At 31.6% G+C, this 20,767-nt stretch carries 18 protein-coding genes; 17 read left to right on the top strand and 1 reads right to left on the bottom strand.

What is annotated here, in order from left to right; translation table 11 throughout:
• Window positions 1-11: 11 nt before the first annotated feature.
• From DMB65_RS05240 to ctlX, 3 genes are read left to right on the top strand one after another with little or no spacing between them, the layout of a single operon-like run.
• Window positions 12-1,289: a citrate synthase gene (locus tag DMB65_RS05240; protein WP_110305601.1), complete on the top strand. Its 1,278-nt coding sequence runs from the start codon at window positions 12-14 to the stop codon at window positions 1,287-1,289.
• Window positions 1,290-1,348: 59 nt separating this feature from the next.
• Window positions 1,349-2,263: a dimethylarginine dimethylaminohydrolase family protein gene (locus tag DMB65_RS05245; protein WP_110305602.1), complete on the top strand. Its 915-nt coding sequence runs from the start codon at window positions 1,349-1,351 to the stop codon at window positions 2,261-2,263.
• Between the two features lie 16 nt (window positions 2,264-2,279).
• Window positions 2,280-3,221: a citrulline utilization hydrolase CtlX gene (gene ctlX, locus DMB65_RS05250; RefSeq protein ID WP_110305603.1), complete on the top strand. Its 942-nt coding sequence runs from the start codon at window positions 2,280-2,282 to the stop codon at window positions 3,219-3,221.
• Window positions 3,222-3,319: 98 nt separating this feature from the next.
• On the opposite strand, the gene DMB65_RS05255 is transcribed toward ctlX, so the two are convergent.
• Window positions 3,320-3,949, bottom strand: a complete 630-nt coding sequence (locus DMB65_RS05255; RefSeq protein WP_110305604.1) for a MarC family NAAT transporter — start codon at window positions 3,947-3,949, stop codon at window positions 3,320-3,322.
• A 152-nt stretch (window positions 3,950-4,101) separates the two neighbouring features.
• Here DMB65_RS05255 and DMB65_RS05260 point away from each other — a divergent pair, with 152 nt between their 5' ends.
• The 14 genes from DMB65_RS05260 to DMB65_RS22625 all read left to right on the top strand — a co-directional run bounded on the left by DMB65_RS05260 (window position 4,102) and on the right by DMB65_RS22625 (window position 20,760).
• A complete protein-coding gene (locus DMB65_RS05260; RefSeq protein ID WP_110305605.1) occupies window positions 4,102-4,467 on the top strand; it encodes a CoA-binding protein in 366 nt (121 codons plus the stop codon).
• A 172-nt stretch (window positions 4,468-4,639) separates the two neighbouring features.
• Entirely contained in the window at window positions 4,640-5,260 is a 621-nt protein-coding gene (gene recR, locus DMB65_RS05265) for a recombination mediator RecR (RefSeq protein ID WP_110305606.1), read from the top strand.
• 70 nt (window positions 5,261-5,330) lie between these two features.
• Window positions 5,331-6,125, top strand: a complete 795-nt coding sequence (locus DMB65_RS05270; protein ID WP_110305607.1) for a polysaccharide biosynthesis/export family protein — start codon at window positions 5,331-5,333, stop codon at window positions 6,123-6,125.
• Window positions 6,126-6,139: 14 nt separating this feature from the next.
• On the top strand, window positions 6,140-8,590 hold the full coding sequence (locus DMB65_RS05275) for an exopolysaccharide transport family protein (RefSeq protein ID WP_110305608.1): 2,451 nt from the start codon (window positions 6,140-6,142) through the stop codon (window positions 8,588-8,590).
• A gap of 13 nt (window positions 8,591-8,603) precedes the next feature.
• Window positions 8,604-9,587, top strand: coding sequence for an SDR family oxidoreductase (locus tag DMB65_RS05280; RefSeq protein WP_110305609.1), 984 nt, complete (start codon window positions 8,604-8,606; stop codon window positions 9,585-9,587).
• A 26-nt stretch (window positions 9,588-9,613) separates the two neighbouring features.
• Window positions 9,614-11,017, top strand: a complete 1,404-nt coding sequence (locus tag DMB65_RS05285; RefSeq protein ID WP_110305610.1) for a UDP-glucose 6-dehydrogenase — start codon at window positions 9,614-9,616, stop codon at window positions 11,015-11,017.
• Window positions 11,018-11,028: 11 nt separating this feature from the next.
• Window positions 11,029-11,502 carry a UpxY family transcription antiterminator gene (locus tag DMB65_RS05290; RefSeq protein WP_110305611.1) on the top strand — a complete coding sequence of 158 codons (474 nt, stop codon included), beginning with the start codon at window positions 11,029-11,031 and terminating at the stop codon, window positions 11,500-11,502.
• Between the two features lie 278 nt (window positions 11,503-11,780).
• Window positions 11,781-13,064 carry a nucleotide sugar dehydrogenase gene (locus DMB65_RS05295; protein ID WP_110305612.1) on the top strand — a complete coding sequence of 428 codons (1,284 nt, stop codon included), beginning with the start codon at window positions 11,781-11,783 and terminating at the stop codon, window positions 13,062-13,064.
• A 31-nt stretch (window positions 13,065-13,095) separates the two neighbouring features.
• Window positions 13,096-14,103 carry a mannose-1-phosphate guanylyltransferase gene (locus DMB65_RS05300; protein WP_110305613.1) on the top strand — a complete coding sequence of 336 codons (1,008 nt, stop codon included), beginning with the start codon at window positions 13,096-13,098 and terminating at the stop codon, window positions 14,101-14,103.
• A gap of 4 nt (window positions 14,104-14,107) precedes the next feature.
• Window positions 14,108-15,154 (top strand): dTDP-glucose 4,6-dehydratase, encoded by a 1,047-nt coding sequence (gene rfbB, locus DMB65_RS05305; protein ID WP_110305614.1) that lies wholly within the window; start codon window positions 14,108-14,110, stop codon window positions 15,152-15,154.
• 44 nt (window positions 15,155-15,198) lie between these two features.
• Window positions 15,199-17,619 carry an SLBB domain-containing protein gene (locus DMB65_RS05310; protein WP_110305615.1) on the top strand — a complete coding sequence of 807 codons (2,421 nt, stop codon included), beginning with the start codon at window positions 15,199-15,201 and terminating at the stop codon, window positions 17,617-17,619.
• 102 nt (window positions 17,620-17,721) lie between these two features.
• A complete protein-coding gene (locus DMB65_RS05315) occupies window positions 17,722-18,795 on the top strand; it encodes a Wzz/FepE/Etk N-terminal domain-containing protein (RefSeq protein WP_110305705.1) in 1,074 nt (357 codons plus the stop codon).
• 47 nt (window positions 18,796-18,842) lie between these two features.
• Window positions 18,843-20,090: an oligosaccharide flippase family protein gene (locus DMB65_RS05320; protein ID WP_110305616.1), complete on the top strand. Its 1,248-nt coding sequence runs from the start codon at window positions 18,843-18,845 to the stop codon at window positions 20,088-20,090.
• On the top strand, window positions 20,077-20,760 hold the full coding sequence (locus tag DMB65_RS22625) for a CatB-related O-acetyltransferase (protein ID WP_110305617.1): 684 nt from the start codon (window positions 20,077-20,079) through the stop codon (window positions 20,758-20,760). Before DMB65_RS05320 ends, DMB65_RS22625 begins: the two co-directional genes overlap by 14 nt.
• Window positions 20,761-20,767: the final 7 nt, after the last annotated feature.

Genomic DNA, 20,767 nt, shown 5'->3' on the forward strand with positions numbered 1-20,767 from the left:
TCCGATATATTATGTCAAAAATAGCTACATTAGAAGTAGATGGTAAAAAAATTGAACTTCCGGTAATAACTGGAAGTGAAAATGAATCAGCTATCGATATTAACAAATTACGTGATTTAACTGGTATTATTACGATTGATCCGGGTTATAAAAACTCAGGATCTTGTAAAAGTGAAATTACTTTTCTGGATGGAGAACTAGGAATTCTGCGTTATAGGGGGTATTCAATTGAAGAGTTAGCTGAAAAGGCCAGCTTTTTAGAAACTTCTTATCTTTTAATTTTTGGGGAGTTACCAACTGCCAAAGAATTAGAGCAATTTGAAATTGATATTAAAAAACATTCTTTGGTAAACGAAGAAATGAAAAATATTATCGATGGGTTTCCAAAAACAGCACATCCAATGGGAGTTTTGTCTGCTTTGACAAGTGCACTTACAGCATTTAATCCAAAAGCTGTAAATGTGGATAATGACAAAGAAATGTATGAGGCTATTTGTAAAATGATGTCTAAATTTCTTGTAATTGCTACATGGACATATAGAAAATCAATGGGGTATCCTTTAAATTACTATGATAATACAAAAGGTTATGTTGAAAACTTTATGCAGTTAATGTTTCAATTGCCTACAGGTCCTTACAAAGCAAGCCCTGTTGTTATAGATGCATTAGATAAATTGTTTATTTTGCATGCTGATCATGAGCAAAACTGCTCAACTTCTACGGTAAGAATGGTGGGTTCATCTCACGCTGGCTTGTATGCTTCAATTTCTGCTGGAGTTTCTGCTCTTTGGGGGCCACTTCATGGAGGAGCAAATCAAGCAGTACTTGAGATGTTGGAGGATATCAATAAAGATGGTGGAGATACTGATAAATTTTTAGCGAAAGCAAAAGATAAAAATGACCCATTCAGGTTAATGGGATTTGGCCACAGAGTTTATAAAAACTTTGATCCAAGAGCTAAAATCATTAAAAAGGCAGCTAAAGAAGTTTTGGAAACTTTAGGTGTTGAAGATCCAATTTTGGAAATTGCAAAAAAATTAGAATCAGCTGCTCTTGAAGATGAATATTTCAAATCAAGAAACTTATATCCAAATGTTGATTTCTATTCGGGGATTATTTACAGAGCATTAGGGATTCCAACCGATATGTTTACAGTAATGTTTGCAATTGGTAGATTGCCTGGCTGGATTGCACAATGGAAAGAAATGCGTGAAAACAAAGAACCAATTGGAAGACCAAGACAAATTTATACTGGACATCCATTGAGAGATTTTAAATCAAATAAATAAAATGAAAGCTTCACTTAACTGTGAAGCTTTTTTTATATTTGCAACAAAATCTAACTTTTATGTTGCAATTAAATATCAAGAACGAAACTTCAAGATTGCGTGCTGTAGTTTTGGGTTCTGCCGTTCACAATGGGCCAACGCCATCAATTGACGAAGCTTATGACCCTAAATCATTGGAACATATTAAAGCAGGAACTTATCCTGTAGAAAAGGATATGGTTGCTGAAATGGATGCTTTTAATGCCGTTTTTCAAAAATATGATGTAAAAGTTTATCGTCCGGAAATGATAGAAAATTACAATCAAATTTTTGCCAGGGATATTGGTTTTGTAATTGATGATGTTTTTATAAAATCAAATATTTTGCCAGATAGAGAACGAGAACTTGATGCAATTCAATATGTGGTAAATAAGATTGATCCATTAAAAGTAGTTCGTCCGCCAGAAGAAGTTCATATTGAAGGTGGAGATGTAATGTTATGGAATGATCATATTTTTATAGGAACTTATAAAGGAAGTGATTATAAAGATTACATAACAGCAAGGACCAATATACAAGGAGTAAACTATATTAAAAATTTGTTTCCGAATAAAATTGTTAAAGAGTTTGATTTGGTTAAGTCCAAAATCGAAGCCCGTGACAATGCCCTTCACTTAGATTGTTGTTTTCAGCCCGTGGGAAAAAACAAGGGAATTATTTATAAAAGAGGTTTTCGTGAAGAAGCTGATTACATGTATCTGGTTAATCTTTTTGGAAAGGAAAATCTATTTCATATCGAAAGAAACGAAATGTATAATATGTTTTCAAATGTATTCTCAATTGATGAAAATATTGTGATTTCAGAGAAGAATTTTACACGATTAAATAATTGGCTGCGTGCTAATGGTTTTATAGTTGAAGAGATTCCTTATGCTGAAATTGCAAAACAGGAAGGTTTGTTGAGATGTTCAACTTTGCCTTTAATTAGAGATTAATTTTATTTTTTAAAATATGAAACAAAGTACAAGCTCAATTGTAATGATTCGTCCGGTTGCTTTCAGAATGAATGAACAGACGGCTGTAAATAATTATTATCAAAAAGTTTTGGACGGGCTTTTGCCAAGTACAGTGAATACAAAAGCACAACAGGAGTTTGATGCATTTGTAGAGAAATTGAGAGCAGTTGGGATAGACGTTACCGTTATAGAAGATACTTTAGAAACAGATACACCAGATAGTGTTTTCCCTAATAACTGGATATCATTCCATGAAAATGGAGATGTGGCCTTGTATCCTATGTTTGCAGAAAATCGTCGTCAGGAACGTCGTGAAGATATTCTAGATGTTCTTGAAGAAAAAGGTTTTGAGATTGCCAATATAATGGATTATACTTCTGCAGAAGAGGATGGCATTTTTCTTGAAGGAACTGGAAGTCTGATTTTAGACAGGGGAAACAATAAAGCATATTGCGCTTTATCACCTCGTGCTGATGAAGAATTATTTATCGAATTCTGCGAAGATTTTGATTATGCTCCGGTGATTTTTGAAACCTTTCAAACTGTTGATGGTGAGCGCAAATTGATTTATCATACAAACGTGATGATGTGTATTGGTGAGACTTTTGCTGTTATTTGTGCAGACAGTATTGATGACAAAAAGGAGCGCAAAATGGTTCTGGAAAGTTTAAAAGCTGATAAAAAAGATATTATTTTAATTACCGAAGCACAAGTAAATAATTTTGCTGGTAATATGTTGGAAGTAAAAGGTGAAAACGATAAGAAATATATTGTTATGAGTGCATCGGCCCGTCAAAGTTTAACGGCAAAACAAATTACCCAATTAGAAAGTCATGGTGAAATTTTAAGTTCTAGTTTAGATACTATTGAAGCTTGTGGCGGAGGAAGTGCAAGGTGTATGATGGCTGAAGTTTTCTTGCCAAAAACTAAAAAATAATTTAAAATAAAAGGGATGAAATTTATATTTTATCCCCTTTCATAACCATTTGCGCATAGAAAATAGTATAAAGAAAGAGTATATTGGACTATTTTGTATTACATCAAATTCACTTTTATGATATTGATTATGGAACTTACTATATATTGAATTCCTATAGCAATTACTATGAAACCAATTATTCTGGAAATAGCAACAATACCTGAAGCTCCCAGGATACGAGCTAAATAATGTGCACTTTTTAAGATGATAAAAATGGTAATTGCTATCGTTAAAATAGCTAAACTTGAAATTATTATTTCTTTTATCTCATGATGCTCCTGATAGAAAGCAATTAACAATGAAATAGATCCCGGACCCGCCAGCATGGGAATTGCTAAAGGTGTTAATGCAATGTCATTTCTCTTCTGTGCATCATGTTCAACCTTTTTATTAATTCCTCTTTTCTTGCTTATCTTTCCCGATAACAAGGAAAATCCTGAATTTAAGATTACAAGACCACCAGCTATTCTGAGTGCATCAATGCTAATTCCAAAAAAAGTAAGGACATACTGTCCAATAAAAAAAGAAACCATTAAAATAATAAAAACATTAATGGCTGTCCATAATGAAATTCTGGAGCGTTCAGAATTCGAATCATCATGAGTAAGTCCTACAAAAATAGGAACAGTACCAATTGGATTTAGGACAGAGAAAAGAGCAGCAAATAAATAAATAAATAAATCCATAATGTTGTAGATTGATTGGGTAAAAATAATCAAATTTAAGATTTTACCCGAATATCATCTTAGTATATTGTTTTTTCATTTTAAACCTATAAATTAATAATGCGCAGCTAATTCAGTCTTTTTTAATTACTTTTGTGGCTTATTCAGAAATAATGAAAAATAAAAAAACTTTAGTTCTCGGTGCAACAACAAAACCGGAACGTTATGCTTATAAAGCAATGAATATGCTGACTCAAAAAGGGCATACTGTACTGGCAATTGGTCAAAATGCTGGTGAAGTTGCAGGGGTGAAAATTCAAACTAAAGCCATTCCGGTTAAAAATATAGACACTGTAACTTTGTATTTAAATCCCGTTCGCCAGCGCGATTACTATAACTATATCATCGAAGCGCAGCCTAAACGGGTAGTTTTTAATCCCGGAACCGAAAATCCTGAATTTTACCAGCTTCTGGAACTTAATAATATTAAAGCCGAAGTCGCTTGTACATTAGTTTTACTGGCTACAAATCAATATTAGTTTTTGAAGCTATTCCTGCTATATACTATATCTTTGTTGTGAATCTGATACAAAAACATGTAGTTTCTCCATTTGGGCTAAGAATGATGTATTCGGGATGGCTTTATGATATTGCAAACATGTTTAAATTGTAAGTCCTGCTAAACCATATAAAAGTATTATTTTTGTTCCCATGGAATTTTCATCAAAATTAATAGAAAAAGCAGTCAATGAAATGTCTCAGTTGCCGGGAATTGGCAAACGTACGGCTTTGAGACTGGTACTTCATTTATTAAAACAGCCCAAAGAACAAACCAGATTTTTATCACAGGCATTATTAAATATGCGTGAGGATATAAAATTTTGCGAAAGCTGTCATAATATTTCGGATACAAGAGTGTGCGAAATTTGCGCCAATTTAGCAAGGAATCATCAGACTATTTGTATTGTTGAAGATGTCAGGGATGTGATGGCTATAGAAAACACTGGACAATATAAAGGGATTTATCATGTTTTAGGAGGGAAGATTTCTCCAATTGAAGGAGTTGGGCCGAGTCAGCTAAACATAACAACTTTAGTCGAAAAGGTAAAATCAGGTAAAGTTGTCGAAATTATTTTTGCATTAAGTTCTACAATGGAAGGAGATACTACAAATTTTTATATTTATAAACAAATTGCTGATTCTGGAATTATAATTTCTACAATAGCAAGAGGAATTTCAGTAGGGGATGAATTAGAATATGCTGATGAAGTTACATTAGGCCGGAGTATTTTAAATCGAGTGCCTTTTGAAAAAACATTCAAAAACAATTAAATTAATACAAATTAACTAAGATTTCCTTAAGACTTCAGGAATAGCTATATTTGCTTATAAAATTTTAAAAATGACAAAAAACTGTTTTTATTTATTATTACTAATCAGTGTATTTTTTACGTCATGTATTCCTGTAAAAGATTTAGTGTATTTGCAGGATAAAGGAACTGCTGGAAATGAAACGACGGTTTCAGCAGTTGAATCAAAACCATACAGACTACAAGTAAATGATGTTCTGAGTGTAGATATTAAAGCAATAGACCCAAAATTGGTTGCTATTTTTAAATCCTCAGAAAATTCAAATGCTAATGGAGGTAAATCTGAATCAGAATTGTATTTTAATGGCTTTACCGTTGACGATCATGGAAATATAAGAATGCCAATTCTAGGTGAAATAAATGTAATTGGATATACACTCGAAGAGGTACGTCTCAAAATTGAAAAAAAACTACTTGAAGAGTACTTCAAAACAGAGGCAAATATATTTGTTACCGTAAAATTATCAGGTTTCAGATACACGATAAACGGTGAAGTAGGAAGTACAGGTACTAAAACATTATTTCAGGAGCATGTAAACATCATGGAAGCCATCGCAAATGCTGGTGATATTACAATTGTTGGTAACAGAAAAGCAGTGACCATAATACGTCAGACACCTACAGGGGTACTGATGAATGATATTGATCTTACAGATGTAAATGTGATGAAATCGCCTTATTATTACTTACAGCCAAATGATTATGTTTATGTAAAACCTCTAAAGCAAAAAACGTGGGGAACGGGCCAGACAGGAATACAATCTATTGGAACAATTATAACCTTATTATCTTTGGCAACAACGGTTTATTTATTGTTGAAAAATTAAAAATTATTTCATAGATGTTAGATATAAAAGATTTTTCAATTTTTGAAAATCATCCCAGTTTTGATTTTAAGGGATTTTTACTAAAAATTTTAAGTTATTGGAAATTGTTTCTACTGAGTTTGCTGATCTCTTTTACTATAGCCTATCAGGTTAATATTCGAAAGGAAAAGATTTATGCCATGCAAACTTTAATTTCGATTAAAGAAGAAAGTAATCCTTTTTTTACATCTAATACAAGTTTAGTTTTTAATTGGGGTGGTATTTCAGATCAGGTAAGTGGTATTTCGACTATTTTGCAATCTAGATCCCACAATGAGTTGGTGGTTGATAAATTACAGTATTATATAGATTACCTTGAAAAAGGAGAATATAATATGATTGATGTTTATGGTAGTGTCCCATTTTACCTGAATATTGATAAAACAAAGCCTCAATTAGCCGGAACTTTAATTAGTGTTAAGTTTTTAAGTCCAAACGAATATGAAATCAGAATACCTTTTCAAAATCAATCAGTTTCATTATTTACTTATTCAGATAATAGCTATAGCAATACAGCAGTTCAGCCCATTGAATTTGTAAAAAAATACAAGGTTGGAGAGAAAGTTATATTGCCATTTTTAAATTGGAAATTAGAAATAAATGATAAACCTGGCTTCTATTCAGGTAAAGAGTATTTTATAAGATTTAATAATTTTGATGCTACAGTTTCCCGTTACCGAGGAATAGGGGTTGATGCAGATCAAAAGGCTGGCTCAATTCTTACACTGTCAATGCAGGGTACAAATAAAGCCCGAATGGTAGAATATTTGAATTCGACTGTTAAAATGTTAATCAAGATTCAATTAGATGGTAAAAACCAATTTGCTACAAATACCATAGCATTCATAGATAGTACACTTGTAGCTATGGAATCCCAGTTAAAAGAAACAGGTAATGAGCTTAAATCTTTCAGAAAGGACAAAAATATTTATGAAATAGAAGAAGGCGGAGAAAAGTTTTCTGATAAGATCCTTAATTTTGATGTTGAAAAAGATGCAGTCACACGTAAAATTGCATATTACAATTCTTTAAAAGCATATTTAAAAAATAGTATCGATTATTCTAAGTTGCCTGCGCCATCAGTTGCCGGAATTGAAGATCCAAATATTGTCACAAACGTTTCGAAACTTATTGCTTTATCAACTCAGAGATCTGAAATGTCTTATGCTGTAAAAAGTGATAAAATATTTAAAGATTTTGATAAACAAATGATGGCTGTAAAAAATGTTTTGCTTGAAAACATCGCAGCAGCCAAAGCTTCTTTGCAATATGATTTAGCTTTAGTAAATAATAAAATAGGTCAAGCTGAGAATACAATTAGGAAACTGCCGGAAGAGCAACAGGAATTATTAAAAATTAAAAGAAAGTATGATTTAAGTGATAATATTTACAGTACATTTCTTCAAAAGAGAAATGAAGCAGAGATTGTAAAGGCTTCTAATTTATCTGATATTCATTTTATAGATAGTGCAAAAGATATAGGAGAAGGATTGATTGGCCCCAAAACATCTGTGAATTACGTGTTAGCTTTATTTTTAGGAATTTTATTTCCATTAATTATCGTTTTCATTCTTTTCTTTATCAATAATACCATCCAGAATACCGAAGATATTAATAAACAAACACAAATTCCATTGATAGGAGTTGTAGGTATTAATAAAGATAATACAGATTTAGCAGTTTTTCAGAAACCAAAATCAGCATTATCCGAAGCCTTTAGGGGTATTCGTTCATCGCTGCAGTTTTTATATAAAAAGAAACAATTAGATGGTGCAAAAACATTAATGATTACTTCTTCAATTAGTGGAGAGGGAAAGACATTCTGTTCAATTAATATTGCGACAGTTTTTGCGTTGAGTGAGAAAAAGACGGTGATAATAGGAATGGATTTGAGGAAGCCAAGATTGGCAGATGAATTTAATCTGATCAATCAATACGGAGTTGTTAATTATTTAATAAAGCAAAAAACGCTCACAGAAATAATAAATAAAACTCAGATTCCATATCTTGATGTTATTCTTTCAGGACCAATACCACCAAATCCTTCAGAACTAATTATAAGTGAAGTAATGGGTGAGTTTATTGAAGAACTAAAAAAAACATACGATTATATAATACTTGATACACCTCCAGTCGGGCTCGTATCAGATGCATTAGAATTGATGCAGTTTAGTGATGTTACACTATATGTTGTGAGGCAGAATTATTCAAAAAAAGAAATGATTACATTGTTAAATAATCGTGTAAAAAGAGGCGAGTTAAACAATGTTAGTATTATTTTGAATGGTTTTGAAAACAAGGCCAAATACGGATCAGCATATGGTTATGGGTATTACGGTGGGTATGGGGCATATTCAAACGGGTATCATGAAGAGGAAAAGGAGGCAGGATTTTTTAAAAATATTTTTAAAAGATTGAAAAAATAATCACCTAGAATAGATGAAAGAAAACGGGCAATACACTATTTTAATAACAGGCGGAGCTGGTTTTATTGGCTCTAACCTGTGTGAATATTTTTTAAATTCAGGTCAAAAGGTAATTTGTTTGGATAATTTTTCAACTGGACACCTTCATAATTTAAACGATTTTATAACTCATCCAAATTTTAAACTAATTGAAGGCGATATTCGGAATATATCTGATTGTTATTTAGCTGTTGATGGAGTAGATTATGTATTGCATCAGGCAGCTTTAGGTTCTGTACCGCGCTCAATAAACGATCCGATCACAACTAATGATGTTAATGTTTCAGGTTTTTTGAACATGTTGGTTGCCGCCCGTGATGCGAAAGTAAAACGATTTATCTATGCAGCAAGTTCTTCTACATATGGCGATTCTGAAGGATTGCCAAAGACAGAAGAGGTAATAGGAAGACCATTATCACCATATGCAATAACTAAATATGTAAATGAATTATATGCTGATATTTTTAGTAAAACGTATGGATTGGAAACTATAGGTCTGCGCTATTTTAATGTTTTCGGAAGAAAACAAGATCCAAAAGGAGCTTATGCAGCAGTGATTCCTAAATTTGTAATGCAATTAATGAATTACGAAAGTCCTGTCATTAATGGAGATGGGAATTATTCAAGGGATTTTACTTATATTGATAATGTAATTCAGATGAATGCTCTAGCCATTTCATCCAATAACTCTGAAGCAATTAATACTGTTTATAATACAGCATTTGGAGATAGAAATACTTTGAATGATTTGATTAGATATCTAAAAAAATATTTAACTGAATTTGACCCAAAAATTGCAGATGTATCAATTATTTACGGCGAAACAAGGACTGGAGACATTCCGCATTCTTTAGCCAGTATTGATAAGGCAAAAAAGTTATTAGGGTATGATCCTAAATTTTCTCTGGAAGAAGGATTAAGAGAAGCGTTAGATTGGTATTGGAAAAAATTGAAGTAATAGAAGATTAAGATAATATAGAAAATATGAAAATCACAAAAATCACAAAAATTTGTTGTATTGGAGCAGGTTATGTAGGAGGACCGACAATGGCAGTAATTGCACAAAAATGTCCCCATATTCAGGTAACTGTTGTCGATTTGAATGAACAAAGAATTAAAGACTGGAATGATCCTAATACAGACAATATTCCAATCTATGAACCTGGTTTGGCTGAGATTGTAGCTGAGGCAAGAGGAAGGAATCTTTTCTTTTCAACTGAAGTAGAAAAAGCAATAGATGATGCTGAAGTTATTTTTATTTCAGTAAATACGCCTACGAAAACATATGGAAAAGGTAAAGGAATGGCAGCTGATTTAAAATATATAGAGTTGTGTGCCAGACAAATTGCAAAAGTTGCTAAAAGCAATAAAATAGTTATTGAAAAATCAACTTTACCTGTTCGTACCGCTGAAGCTATTAAAAGTATATTACACAATACAGGAAATGGGGTTCAGTTTCAGATTCTTTCCAATCCTGAATTTTTAGCTGAAGGAACTGCTGTTGCAGATTTATTAAATCCTGATAGAATTCTTATAGGAGGAGATTCCTCTGCGGAAGGTGAAGCGGCAATTAATGCCTTAGTAGATGTGTATGCGAATTGGGTTGCTAAAGATAAAATCTTAACAACTAACGTTTGGTCCTCTGAATTGTCTAAACTTACAGCAAATGCATTTCTGGCACAACGTATTTCGTCAATTAATGCGATGTCTGAATTGTGTGAGAAAACTGGTGCAGATGTAAGCGAAGTCGCCCGCGCGATTGGAATGGATAGTCGTATTGGTTCTAAATTTCTAAAGGCATCTGTAGGTTTTGGTGGCTCTTGTTTCCAAAAAGATATTCTCAATTTAGTTTACATAGCAAAATCTTACGGTTTAAATGAAGTTGCCGATTATTGGGAACAGGTAATTATTATGAATGATTATCAAAAAAGAAGATTTTCGAATAAAATAGTTCAGACTTTATACAATACCGTAGCTGATAAAAAAATAACATTCTTAGGATGGGCGTTCAAAAAAGATACAAACGACACCCGAGAATCTGCCGCTATATATGTTGCAGATGATTTAATTAATGAATTAGCAAAAATTTCAGTCTATGATCCTAAAGTGTCGAGAGGAAAGATCTTAAATGATTTAGATTATTTAGAAACCAGAAGTTCTTCACAGAATAACGATGCGGTTTTAACATTTCAAGATCCTTACGAAGCTTGTAAAGACTCTCATGCCATTGCTATACTTACAGAATGGGATGAATTCGTAAAATATGATTGGCAAAAAGTATATGATTCAATGCAAAAACCTGCTTTTGTTTTTGACGGAAGGAACATATTAAACGGAAAAGAGTTAAAAGAAATTGGTTTTATTTATAATGGAATAGGCTCTAATTAAAAATAAATAACATGAATTGGTATGTTGTTTATACGAAACCTAAATGGGAAAAAAAAGTAGCTGAAAAGTTAAGTGAAATAGGAATTGTATGCTACTGCCCTTTAATCACTCAGATAAAGCAATGGTCTGACAGAAAGAAAAAAGTTGAAGTTCCTCTTTTTAATTCTTACGTTTTTGTTCAATTGTCAGAAACAGATAGAAATTTGGTTTTTCAGGTTGCGGGAGTAATCCGGTATTTGTTTTGGTTAGGAAAAGCAGCAATTGTTCGAAACGAAGAAATTATAACCATTAAAAAATGTCTTTCAGATAAAAGTGTTTCTGATATTTCAATAGTGTCTTATAAAAAGGGTGATAAAATAAAATTAGAATCAGGTATTTTTAGTAGTCAAAATGCAGTTATTCAGGAAGTGACAAATACTCATTATATTTTGGTTTTAGAATCATTAGGATGCATCTTGAAAATGAAATACAAAAAAGATGTCTGATGATTCTTATATAATAAAGGAGGCAAAAGTTGAAAAAGCAAAAAATTACTAAGATTTAGTGATTTTTTGCTTTTTTTTTGAAGTTTTTTTCTTTTGTTTGTTGACTTATAGGTTTTTAAATTATTTATTTATTTGAATGATTATAAGCTTTTTTAAGGGTTGAAAAAATTGACTTATTGTGCTATATTTGCTGAAATTGAATTCTTCGATATTCATGTCATTTACGTGACTTTGAATGGCGAAGCCGTGCCATGTGATAAACGAAATTAAGGAAAAATATGAAAAATGAGCTAAAGATAGCCGTTATTGGGTTAGGTTATGTAGGTCTGCCTTTGGCTCGTTTATTTGCTACAAAATATGAGGTAGTAGGCTTTGATATTAATGAATCCAGGATAACAAGTTTAAAAAATGGTATTGATACAACATTAGAAGTTGAAGATGCTGTTTTGCAAAATGTTTTAAAAGAAACGTTAAATGGAACAAAGGGACTTTATTGTACATCAGATATAAAAAATATTGCAGAATGTAATTATTTTATTATTACAGTTCCGACTCCGGTAGATAAAAATAATCGCCCGGATTTAACGCCTCTTTACAAGGCCAGTGAAACTGTCGGTAAGATGCTGAAAGCAGGAGATGTTGTGATTTATGAGTCAACAGTATATCCGGGTGTAACTGAAGAACAATGTGTTCCTGTTCTGGAAAAAATATCTGGATTGAAATTCAACGTAGATTTCTTTGCAGGATATTCCCCTGAAAGAATTAATCCAGGCGATAAAGAGCATACTGTAGAGAAAATTTTAAAAATTACTTCAGGATCAACTTATGAAACAGGATTAAAAGTTGATGAGCTTTATAAATCGGTTATTACAGCGGGAACATATTTAGCACCAACGATAAAAATTGCAGAAGCTGCTAAAGTAATTGAAAATTCACAGCGGGATATTAATATCGCTTTTGTAAATGAACTCGCAAAAATATTCAATTTGATGGATATTGACACACAAGAGGTACTGGCTGCAGCCGCTACAAAATGGAATTTTCTTCCTTTTAAACCAGGATTGGTAGGAGGGCATTGCATAGGTGTAGATCCATACTACTTAGCCCAAAGAGCGCAAGAATTTGGGTATCATCCTGAAATAATTCTGGCAGGTCGCCGTTTAAATGATAGCATGGGGGAGTACATAGCCTCTCAGGTAGTGAAATTAATGATTAAAAAGGGGATTTCGGTAAATCATGCAGAACTTTTAATGCTTGGAATTACTTTTAAAGAAAACTGTCCGGATGTCCGAAACACAAAAATTGTAGATGTTATAAGAGCTTTAAAAGAATATGGCATTTCGGTTACCATTTATGATCCATTAGCAAATATTGAAGAGGTTAAAAAAGAATACGGATTATCAACTATAGATGTTCTTCCAAATGAAAAATTTGACGCTATAGTTTTAGGAGTTGCACATGCTGAATTTTTAAAGTTGGATTTTCCGGAAATTCAAAAAACAAATAGTTTAATATATGATGTAAAGGGAGTATTAGGAGCTATAGCTGATAACAGATTATAGTTTCTAAACTTCTTTTTTTATTTAAAAAGATATGGAAGCAAACAATGCAATTACACATGTTATTTTAACCGGCGGGGTTGGTAGCAGATTATGGCCCCTTTCGCGCAAAAGCCAGCCTAAGCAATATTTAGAAATATTTGAAGAGAAATCTTTATTTGAAATGACTGTTGACCGCAATAGTCATTTAGCAGATAAAGTAATGGTTGTAGGGAATGTTGACAATCATCATTTGAGCGGCAATGTTATGAATAAATCCCAAACGGCATATATAAATATTGTTGAGGCAACTCCAAGAAATACAGCAGCAGCAATTGCATTTGCAGCATTTGCTTCAAATCCTGATGATATATTAATTGTTACGCCATCGGATCATATTATCGATAAAATTGAAGATTATAATAATGCGATAAGCCAGGCAATATTAAAAGCTAAAGAAGGATTTATAGTAACTTTTGGAATCATTCCAACCAAACCAGAAACGGGTTATGGTTATATTGAATCAAAAGGGGATAAAGTGCTTTCATTTAGGGAAAAACCAAATGAGACAACTGCTAAAGATTTTATTGCAAAAGGGAATTTTTTATGGAATAGCGGGATGTTTTGTTTTAAAGCAAGTGTGCTTTTGGATGAATTAAAACAATTTCAGCCTGAGGTTTACGAAAAATCCAAAACAGTTTGGGAATCAAATAAGCAAGGCTTTCTGGATTTAGAAACCTCTTTAGAGATTCCATCGATAAGTATTGATTATGCCGTCATGGAGCGAAGTAAGAAAATTAAAGTTGTTCCTGCATCATTTTCCTGGTCTGATTTAGGTTCGTTTGAATCAGTTTATGATTATTTAGTTTCTAAAGGTCATCCAATTGATAAAAATGGCAATATGGTAATTGGCTGTAATAAACATACCGTTTTTTTAGGATTAAAAAATACAATCTTTGTTTATACAGATACAGCTAATTTAATTTTGCAAAAAGAAAATTCACAAGACGTCAAAGACATATATAGTGAGTTAGAAAAACAAAACTCAAAATTATTAAATTAATAATATGAAAAAAATTCTTATAACTGGTGGTGCCGGTTTTATCGGTTCTCATGTTGTTAGACGTTTTGTAAATAAATATCCTGAATATCAAATTTACAATTTAGATGCCTTAACTTATGCAGGGAATCTTGAAAACATTAAGGATATTCAAAAGCATTCCAATTATAACTTCGTAAAAGGAGATATTGTTGATGAAGTTTTTATTAACGAACTTTTTTCCATTCATAATTTTGATGGTGTATTACACCTAGCAGCAGAATCACATGTTGACAGGTCAATTGAAGATCCGTTGGCATTTGTAAAAACCAATGTTATCGGAACAATGAATTTACTTAATGCTGCCAAAAATCAATGGAAAAATAATTTTGAAGGCAAAAGATTTTATCATATCAGCACTGACGAAGTGTATGGCTCTTTAGGAGCCGAAGGACTTTTTACAGAAACGACCCCATATGCTCCAAACTCTCCTTATTCAGCATCAAAAGCAAGTTCAGATCATTTTGTAAGGGCTTACGGAGAAACTTACGGGCTTCCATATGTTTTAACAAATTGTTCTAATAACTATGGGTCATATCATTTTCCTGAAAAATTAATTCCGCTTTTTATAAATAATATTATAAATAATAAACCACTGCCGGTTTATGGAGATGGTAACTATACCCGGGACTGGCTTTTTGTTGAGGATCATGCCATTGCGATTGACTTGGTTTTTCATGAAGGGAAAAACCAAGAAACGTACAATATTGGTGGTTTTAATGAGTGGAAGAATATAAATTTGGTAACGCTTCTCTGCGAAATAATGGATAAAAAATTAGGCAGGGATACCGGTACTTCCCAAAAATTGATTACTTATGTAAAAGACAGGCCAGGACATGATTTACGTTATGCAATTGATGCTTCTAAAATTAATAAAGAACTAGGCTGGAAACCCTCTGTAACTTTTGAGGAAGGTCTTGAAAAAACCATTAGTTGGTATTTGAACAATGAAGAATGGTTGAAAAATGTGACTTCTGGTTCGTATAAAGATTATTATAAAAAACAATATTCTTAAAAAAATCTGATTTGAATTTTTTATCAATCAAAACATCATTCAATATGAAAAATGTAACCGTTCTTCTTTTATTGTTTTTTACTTTTTTTACCTTTCAGATTAATGCTCAGGATTTAATGAAATCAAGTGATTTGAGTACTGTAAAAGTAGATTATTTGTCAGACAGCGATATTGCTAAAATACGAAGTCAACTGCAAAGTAATAATATGACTATTGAGCAGGCTGAGCCTATGGCTTTATCCAAAGGTATGAGTGCCGCTGAATTTTCAAAATTAAAAGTAAGGGTAAATGAAGGATTAATAACGACTACAACAAAAAAAAATACCGAAACGAGTCCTGTCAATAAAAAGGATTCTGGACGAACTCAGGGAAAAATCGTAAATAATAAAGTTAAAGATTCTGCAAATGCTTTAATATTTGGTTCTGAATTATTTGATAATCCAACTTTAAATTTTGAGCCTGACTCCAATCTTGCTACTCCGATGAATTACGTTTTAGGTCCCGGAGATGAACTTCAGGTAAGTGTTTATGGAGTACAGGAATATAATGCCAGTATCCCTGTAAGTGTTGAAGGAAAAATTACGATTCAGTATGTTGGTCAAATTCCAGTTTCCGGAATATCAATTGAAGCCGCAACTCAAAAAATTAAAGCCGCAATTGCAAAAGTTTACAGTACAGTAAGATCAGGCCAGTCTAAGGTAAGTGTTAGTCTGAGTCGAATTAGGACTATAAAAATTACTATTGTTGGAGGGAAACAGCCAGGTAATTATTCTATTTCATCATTAGCTACAGTATATAATGCTTTACATTTAGCTGGAGGTCCTGGGAAAAATGGTAGTTACAGAAATATCGAATTGATTAGAAATAATAAAATTTATAAAAACATAGATATTTATCGCTTTTTAGTAAAAGGAGATCAGTCTGACAATGTAAGTTTAAAAGAAAACGATGTAATTCGAATTCCTGTTTATACGCAAAGAGTTACTGTTGAAGGAGAAGTAAAGAGACCAGGGATTTTCGAGATGAAAAAAGGAGAAAAATTCACCGATTTATTAAATTTTGCTTCAGGATTTAATGAATTTGCTTATACTGCATCAGTGAATGTTTTGCAAAAAACGGGAAAAGAATTTAAGGTTCATGATATTAATGAAAGTGAATTTTCATCATATTTGCCAAGATCAGGAGATGTTTTCAGAATCACTAAAATTTTAAACCGATTTGAAAATCGTATAAAAATAGAGGGAGCCGTTTTTAGACCAGATTATTACTCATATGATGAAGGAATGAGAATTTCAGATCTAATAACAAGGGCAGAAGGACTTAAAGAAGATGCTTATACCAAAAGAGCCAGAATTATTCGTTTAAAATCTGATTTAACAACAGAAATAGTAAATGTAGATTTAGCAAGTGCTTTGTCTGGAAATTTAAATGCAGATATCGAGTTAAAAAGAGAAGACGAAGTAACCGTATACTCAATTCTGGATTTTAGAGAAGAGTATAAAGTTACTATTGATGGTGAAGTAAAAAATCCAGGTGAATATCCGTTTTTTGATAACTTAACATTAAATGATTTGGTTATTCAGGTAGGAGGTTTAACAGGTTCAGCTTCCAAAAGAGTTGAAATTGCAAGAATGATTAAATCGGATGAAATTGATGATGCTAATCCTAAACGTATTGAATTAGTTGAATTAGAAATCACAGCTGATAATAATGAACAAGTTAAAAACTTTGTTTTAAAACCTTTTGACGTTGTTAATATTAGAAGAATGGCTGTTTATGAAAAGCCACAAATGGTCACAATTAGTGGGGCAGTAGCGTATCCGGGAAAATATGTATTAGCCAATAAAAAAGAGTCTGTTTATAATATAGTGATGCGTGCTGGAGGACTAACATCCGTTGCTAATTTAGAGGGGATGAAAATTAAGAGACCTATCAAACAAGAACAAATTGACGATATAAAAAGAGTAGATTTGAATTTATCCAAAAATGATACTTTAAAAAATGATCTTGTTAAAAAATTAAAGGAAGAGTTGAAATATGCAACAATTCCTTTGGATTGGAAAAAAATTGTAAACGATAAAAAATATTATTCTAATGTAACCTTATTTCCAAATGATGAAATAGAAATTTCAACATTAAATGAAGGAGTTAAAGTTACAGGCAACGTACTACTCAATTCTGAAATTCCTTATAGAAGCGGGAAAGGATTCAAATATTACATAAATGCAGTCGGAGGAGTTGATAGTAAAGGATGGAAGAAAAAGGCATATATCATTTATCCTAATGGAAAAGCGGCAGTTACAGGTTCATTTTTGTTTTTTAGATCCTATCCTAAGGTTACACCTGATTCTCAAATTGTGGTACCTGAGAAGCCGGAAACAAAGAAATTATCAACAGGTGAATGGGTAAGTATTGGAAGTGTCATTACAAGTTTAGCTTTGCTAATTGTTACAGCGTTCAAGTAGTTGTTCTAAAGGAAATTAATGCTAATAGGGTAATATTATGTATTATTGGATTCTGAATTAATTATTAACTATTAAGAGTAATTGGCAAAAAGAAATACATTTATGGAAGAAAATAAAAGAGTTACAAAAGATGTAATGACTTTGAAAGAAATAATTAAGGACAGTAAGGAATGGTTTTTTTATGTTTTATCAAAATGGAAAATTATTGTAATAGCTGGATTTACAGGAGCAATTTTAGGATTAACTTATTCTGTTTTTAAAAAACCTATCTATACAGCGACTTTGTCTTTTGCACTGGAAGATGAAAAAGGAGGTGGTGGATTTGGAAGTGCACTTGGACTGGCAAGTTCTTTTGGTTTTGATTTAGGTGTTAATGGAGGTAGTATTTTTACTGGTTCAAATTTGGCAGAGTTATTAAAATCCCGTGCTATGGTTGAAAAAACACTACTAACTGATATAACTTATAATAATAAAAAAATTTCGTTAGCTGAATTATATATTCAGGATCAAGATTGGAGAGAGAAATGGAAAGACAAACCAAATTTAGCCAAACTCCAGTTTTTGCCTAAAATTAAGAGAACTGCTTTTACCCGGGTACAGGATAGTATTTTAGGTAGTATATATGATGCTTTGTCAGAAGAAAGCCTCAGTGTTCTTCAAAGAGATAAAAAAATCTCAATAATTAATATTAATGTAAGTTCTGAAAATGAGTTGTTTTCTAAGTTTTTTTGTGAAGCTTTAGTTAAAGAAGTTTCTAAATTTTATGTTGAGACTAAAAGTAAAAAAGCTAAAGAAAATATGCGGATTTTAGTTCGACAAACAGATTCTATACGTAGAGAATTAAACAGTGCTATTACAGGGGTTGCACTTGCTAATGATAATACATTTAACTTAAATCCTGCTTTGAATGTAAGGCGTGTGCCTTCAGCTCGCCGTCAGGTTGATGTTCAGGCAAATACAGCTATTTTGACAGAATTAATTAAGCAAAGTGAGTTGGCCAAAGTGAGTCTGCGTAAAGAAACACCTTTGATTCAGATAATTGATAGACCTATTTTGCCTTTAAAAAAAGACAGGTTTGGTAAAGCTAAAGGTATTGTAATTGGAGGCTTTTTAGCTGGTTTGTTAATGCTGCTAGGATTGGTTCTGAAACGAATTTTAGATATTAACTATAAATAGCAATTGATAAAAATAAATAAATGGGATCGTTCAATTATTAAATATAAATGATACTAAAGCTGAAAATTATTTTTAAAAATAACAAAGTTGTTTTTGAAAATTACTTTTTTATGACGATTCTGCAAGTACTTAACTCATTATTTTATTTACTAATATACCCATATCTTATCCGTACTTTAGGAAAAGAAAGTTACGGGCAATATGTATTTGCTATGAGTATAATAAACTATTTTATAAGTCTTGTGAGTTTCGGATTTGATTTTCCTGCTGTTAAAGAAATTGCAAAAAATCCAAATAATAAATCAATAAAAAGTCATGTCATTTCATGCGTTTTTACAGCTAAAATTTATTTAGAAACTCTTTCTGCATTAATTTTTACTTTACTGATATTATTAATACCAGTTCTTCGACAGTATTGGTATATATATGTCATTCTTTTTGGGAACACTTTTGTAAATATTTTATTTCCAACTTGGTTTTTTCAAGGTATCCAAAAGATGCGTATAGTTACTTATATTCAGTTAATATTTAAATTTTTATCATTGCCCTTTATTTTTTTATTTGTACTTGGTCCTAATGATATAGAAGAGTTTTCATTTATTGTTACCTTTTTTAATTTTGCTGGTGGGATAGCAGCTTCATATTTAATTCTATACAATGAAAAAATTAAAATTCATTGGATTAGTTTTGGAGAATTAAAACTATGGTACAAAGATGCCTTGCCTTTTTTTTGGAGTAACGCTGGTGCAGCAATAAAGCAACAAAGTATTGCTATTATGATTGGAACTTATTTTAATATGGCTGATGTTGCTTTGTATGATTTGGCTTATAAAATTATTTCTATTCCTAATATATTATTTGGAAGTATTAATGGAGCTCTTTTTCCTAAAATTGCAAACGATGCCCGTAAAGAAGTTATTAAGAAAATATTTAAATTTGAAGCCCTTGCTGGTTTAATAGTGATTTTGCTAGTAATATTGTTTGGCAAATTTATTATTTTAGTTATAGGTGGGCCTAAAATGATAGATGCGTATCCAATTGCTGTGGTTCTGAGTTTTGGAGTTTTAACTCTATTGTTAGTCAGTGCTTATATTAGTTTTATTTTTGTGCCTCAAAACAAGTATTACCTTGTAACTCAAAATCAACTTGTCGCTTTTATTAATTTTTTTACTTTTAGTATAATAGGCTTGATTTTGTATAAAAATATATTATCAATTGCTGTTGCTTGGACGTTAGCCGGATTGTTCGAAATAGTTTACTGTAACATTTTAATAAAAAAACATGAATTATTTTAAACGTTTTTTTTTATTTACTGCATTATTAATAAAGACTTTAGGGGGTAAGGCTTTTAAAACAATAAAGTTTGTTAATTTAAAAACCAAATGGTATTTAAAAAATGCTAATAATAAAACATTCCCTGTAAAATATTTTCCAATAAATTTAGTTAACGTTGGAGATCATTCATATGGTCCTATTGATATTTATACATACGGAGCTAAAGATGAAGGCTTACAAATAGGAAAATATTGTTCTATTGCAAGAGACGTTAAATTTATATTAGGAGGAAATCATAAAACGGATTGTTTCATGACTTTTCCAGTTAAAAATAAGTTTGGTGGTGCTAATGAGAATGTAGCTTTAACTAAAGGGAAAATAACTATTGGGGATGATGTTTGGATTGGAGTAGGTTCAATTATTTTATCTGGGGTTAAGTTAGGCCAAGGTTGTGTCGTTGCTGCAGGATCGGTTGTCACAAAATCATTTGGACCGTATACAATTATAGGAGGTAATCCATCCAAAATAATTAAAATGCGGTTCGAAGAAAATATTATAAAAATATTAGAGAAGCATAATCTTAAGATTGGCGCAATTGAATCAAATGAGATAAGTAATAATATAGCACGTTATAGTGATACTTTAAATGAAAAAAATATTCAGGATTTAATTAATCATTTAAAAAAATGAAATATTA

This window comes from Flavobacterium cheongpyeongense (assembly GCF_003202435.1).
Lineage (GTDB): Bacteria > Bacteroidota > Bacteroidia > Flavobacteriales > Flavobacteriaceae > Flavobacterium > Flavobacterium cheongpyeongense.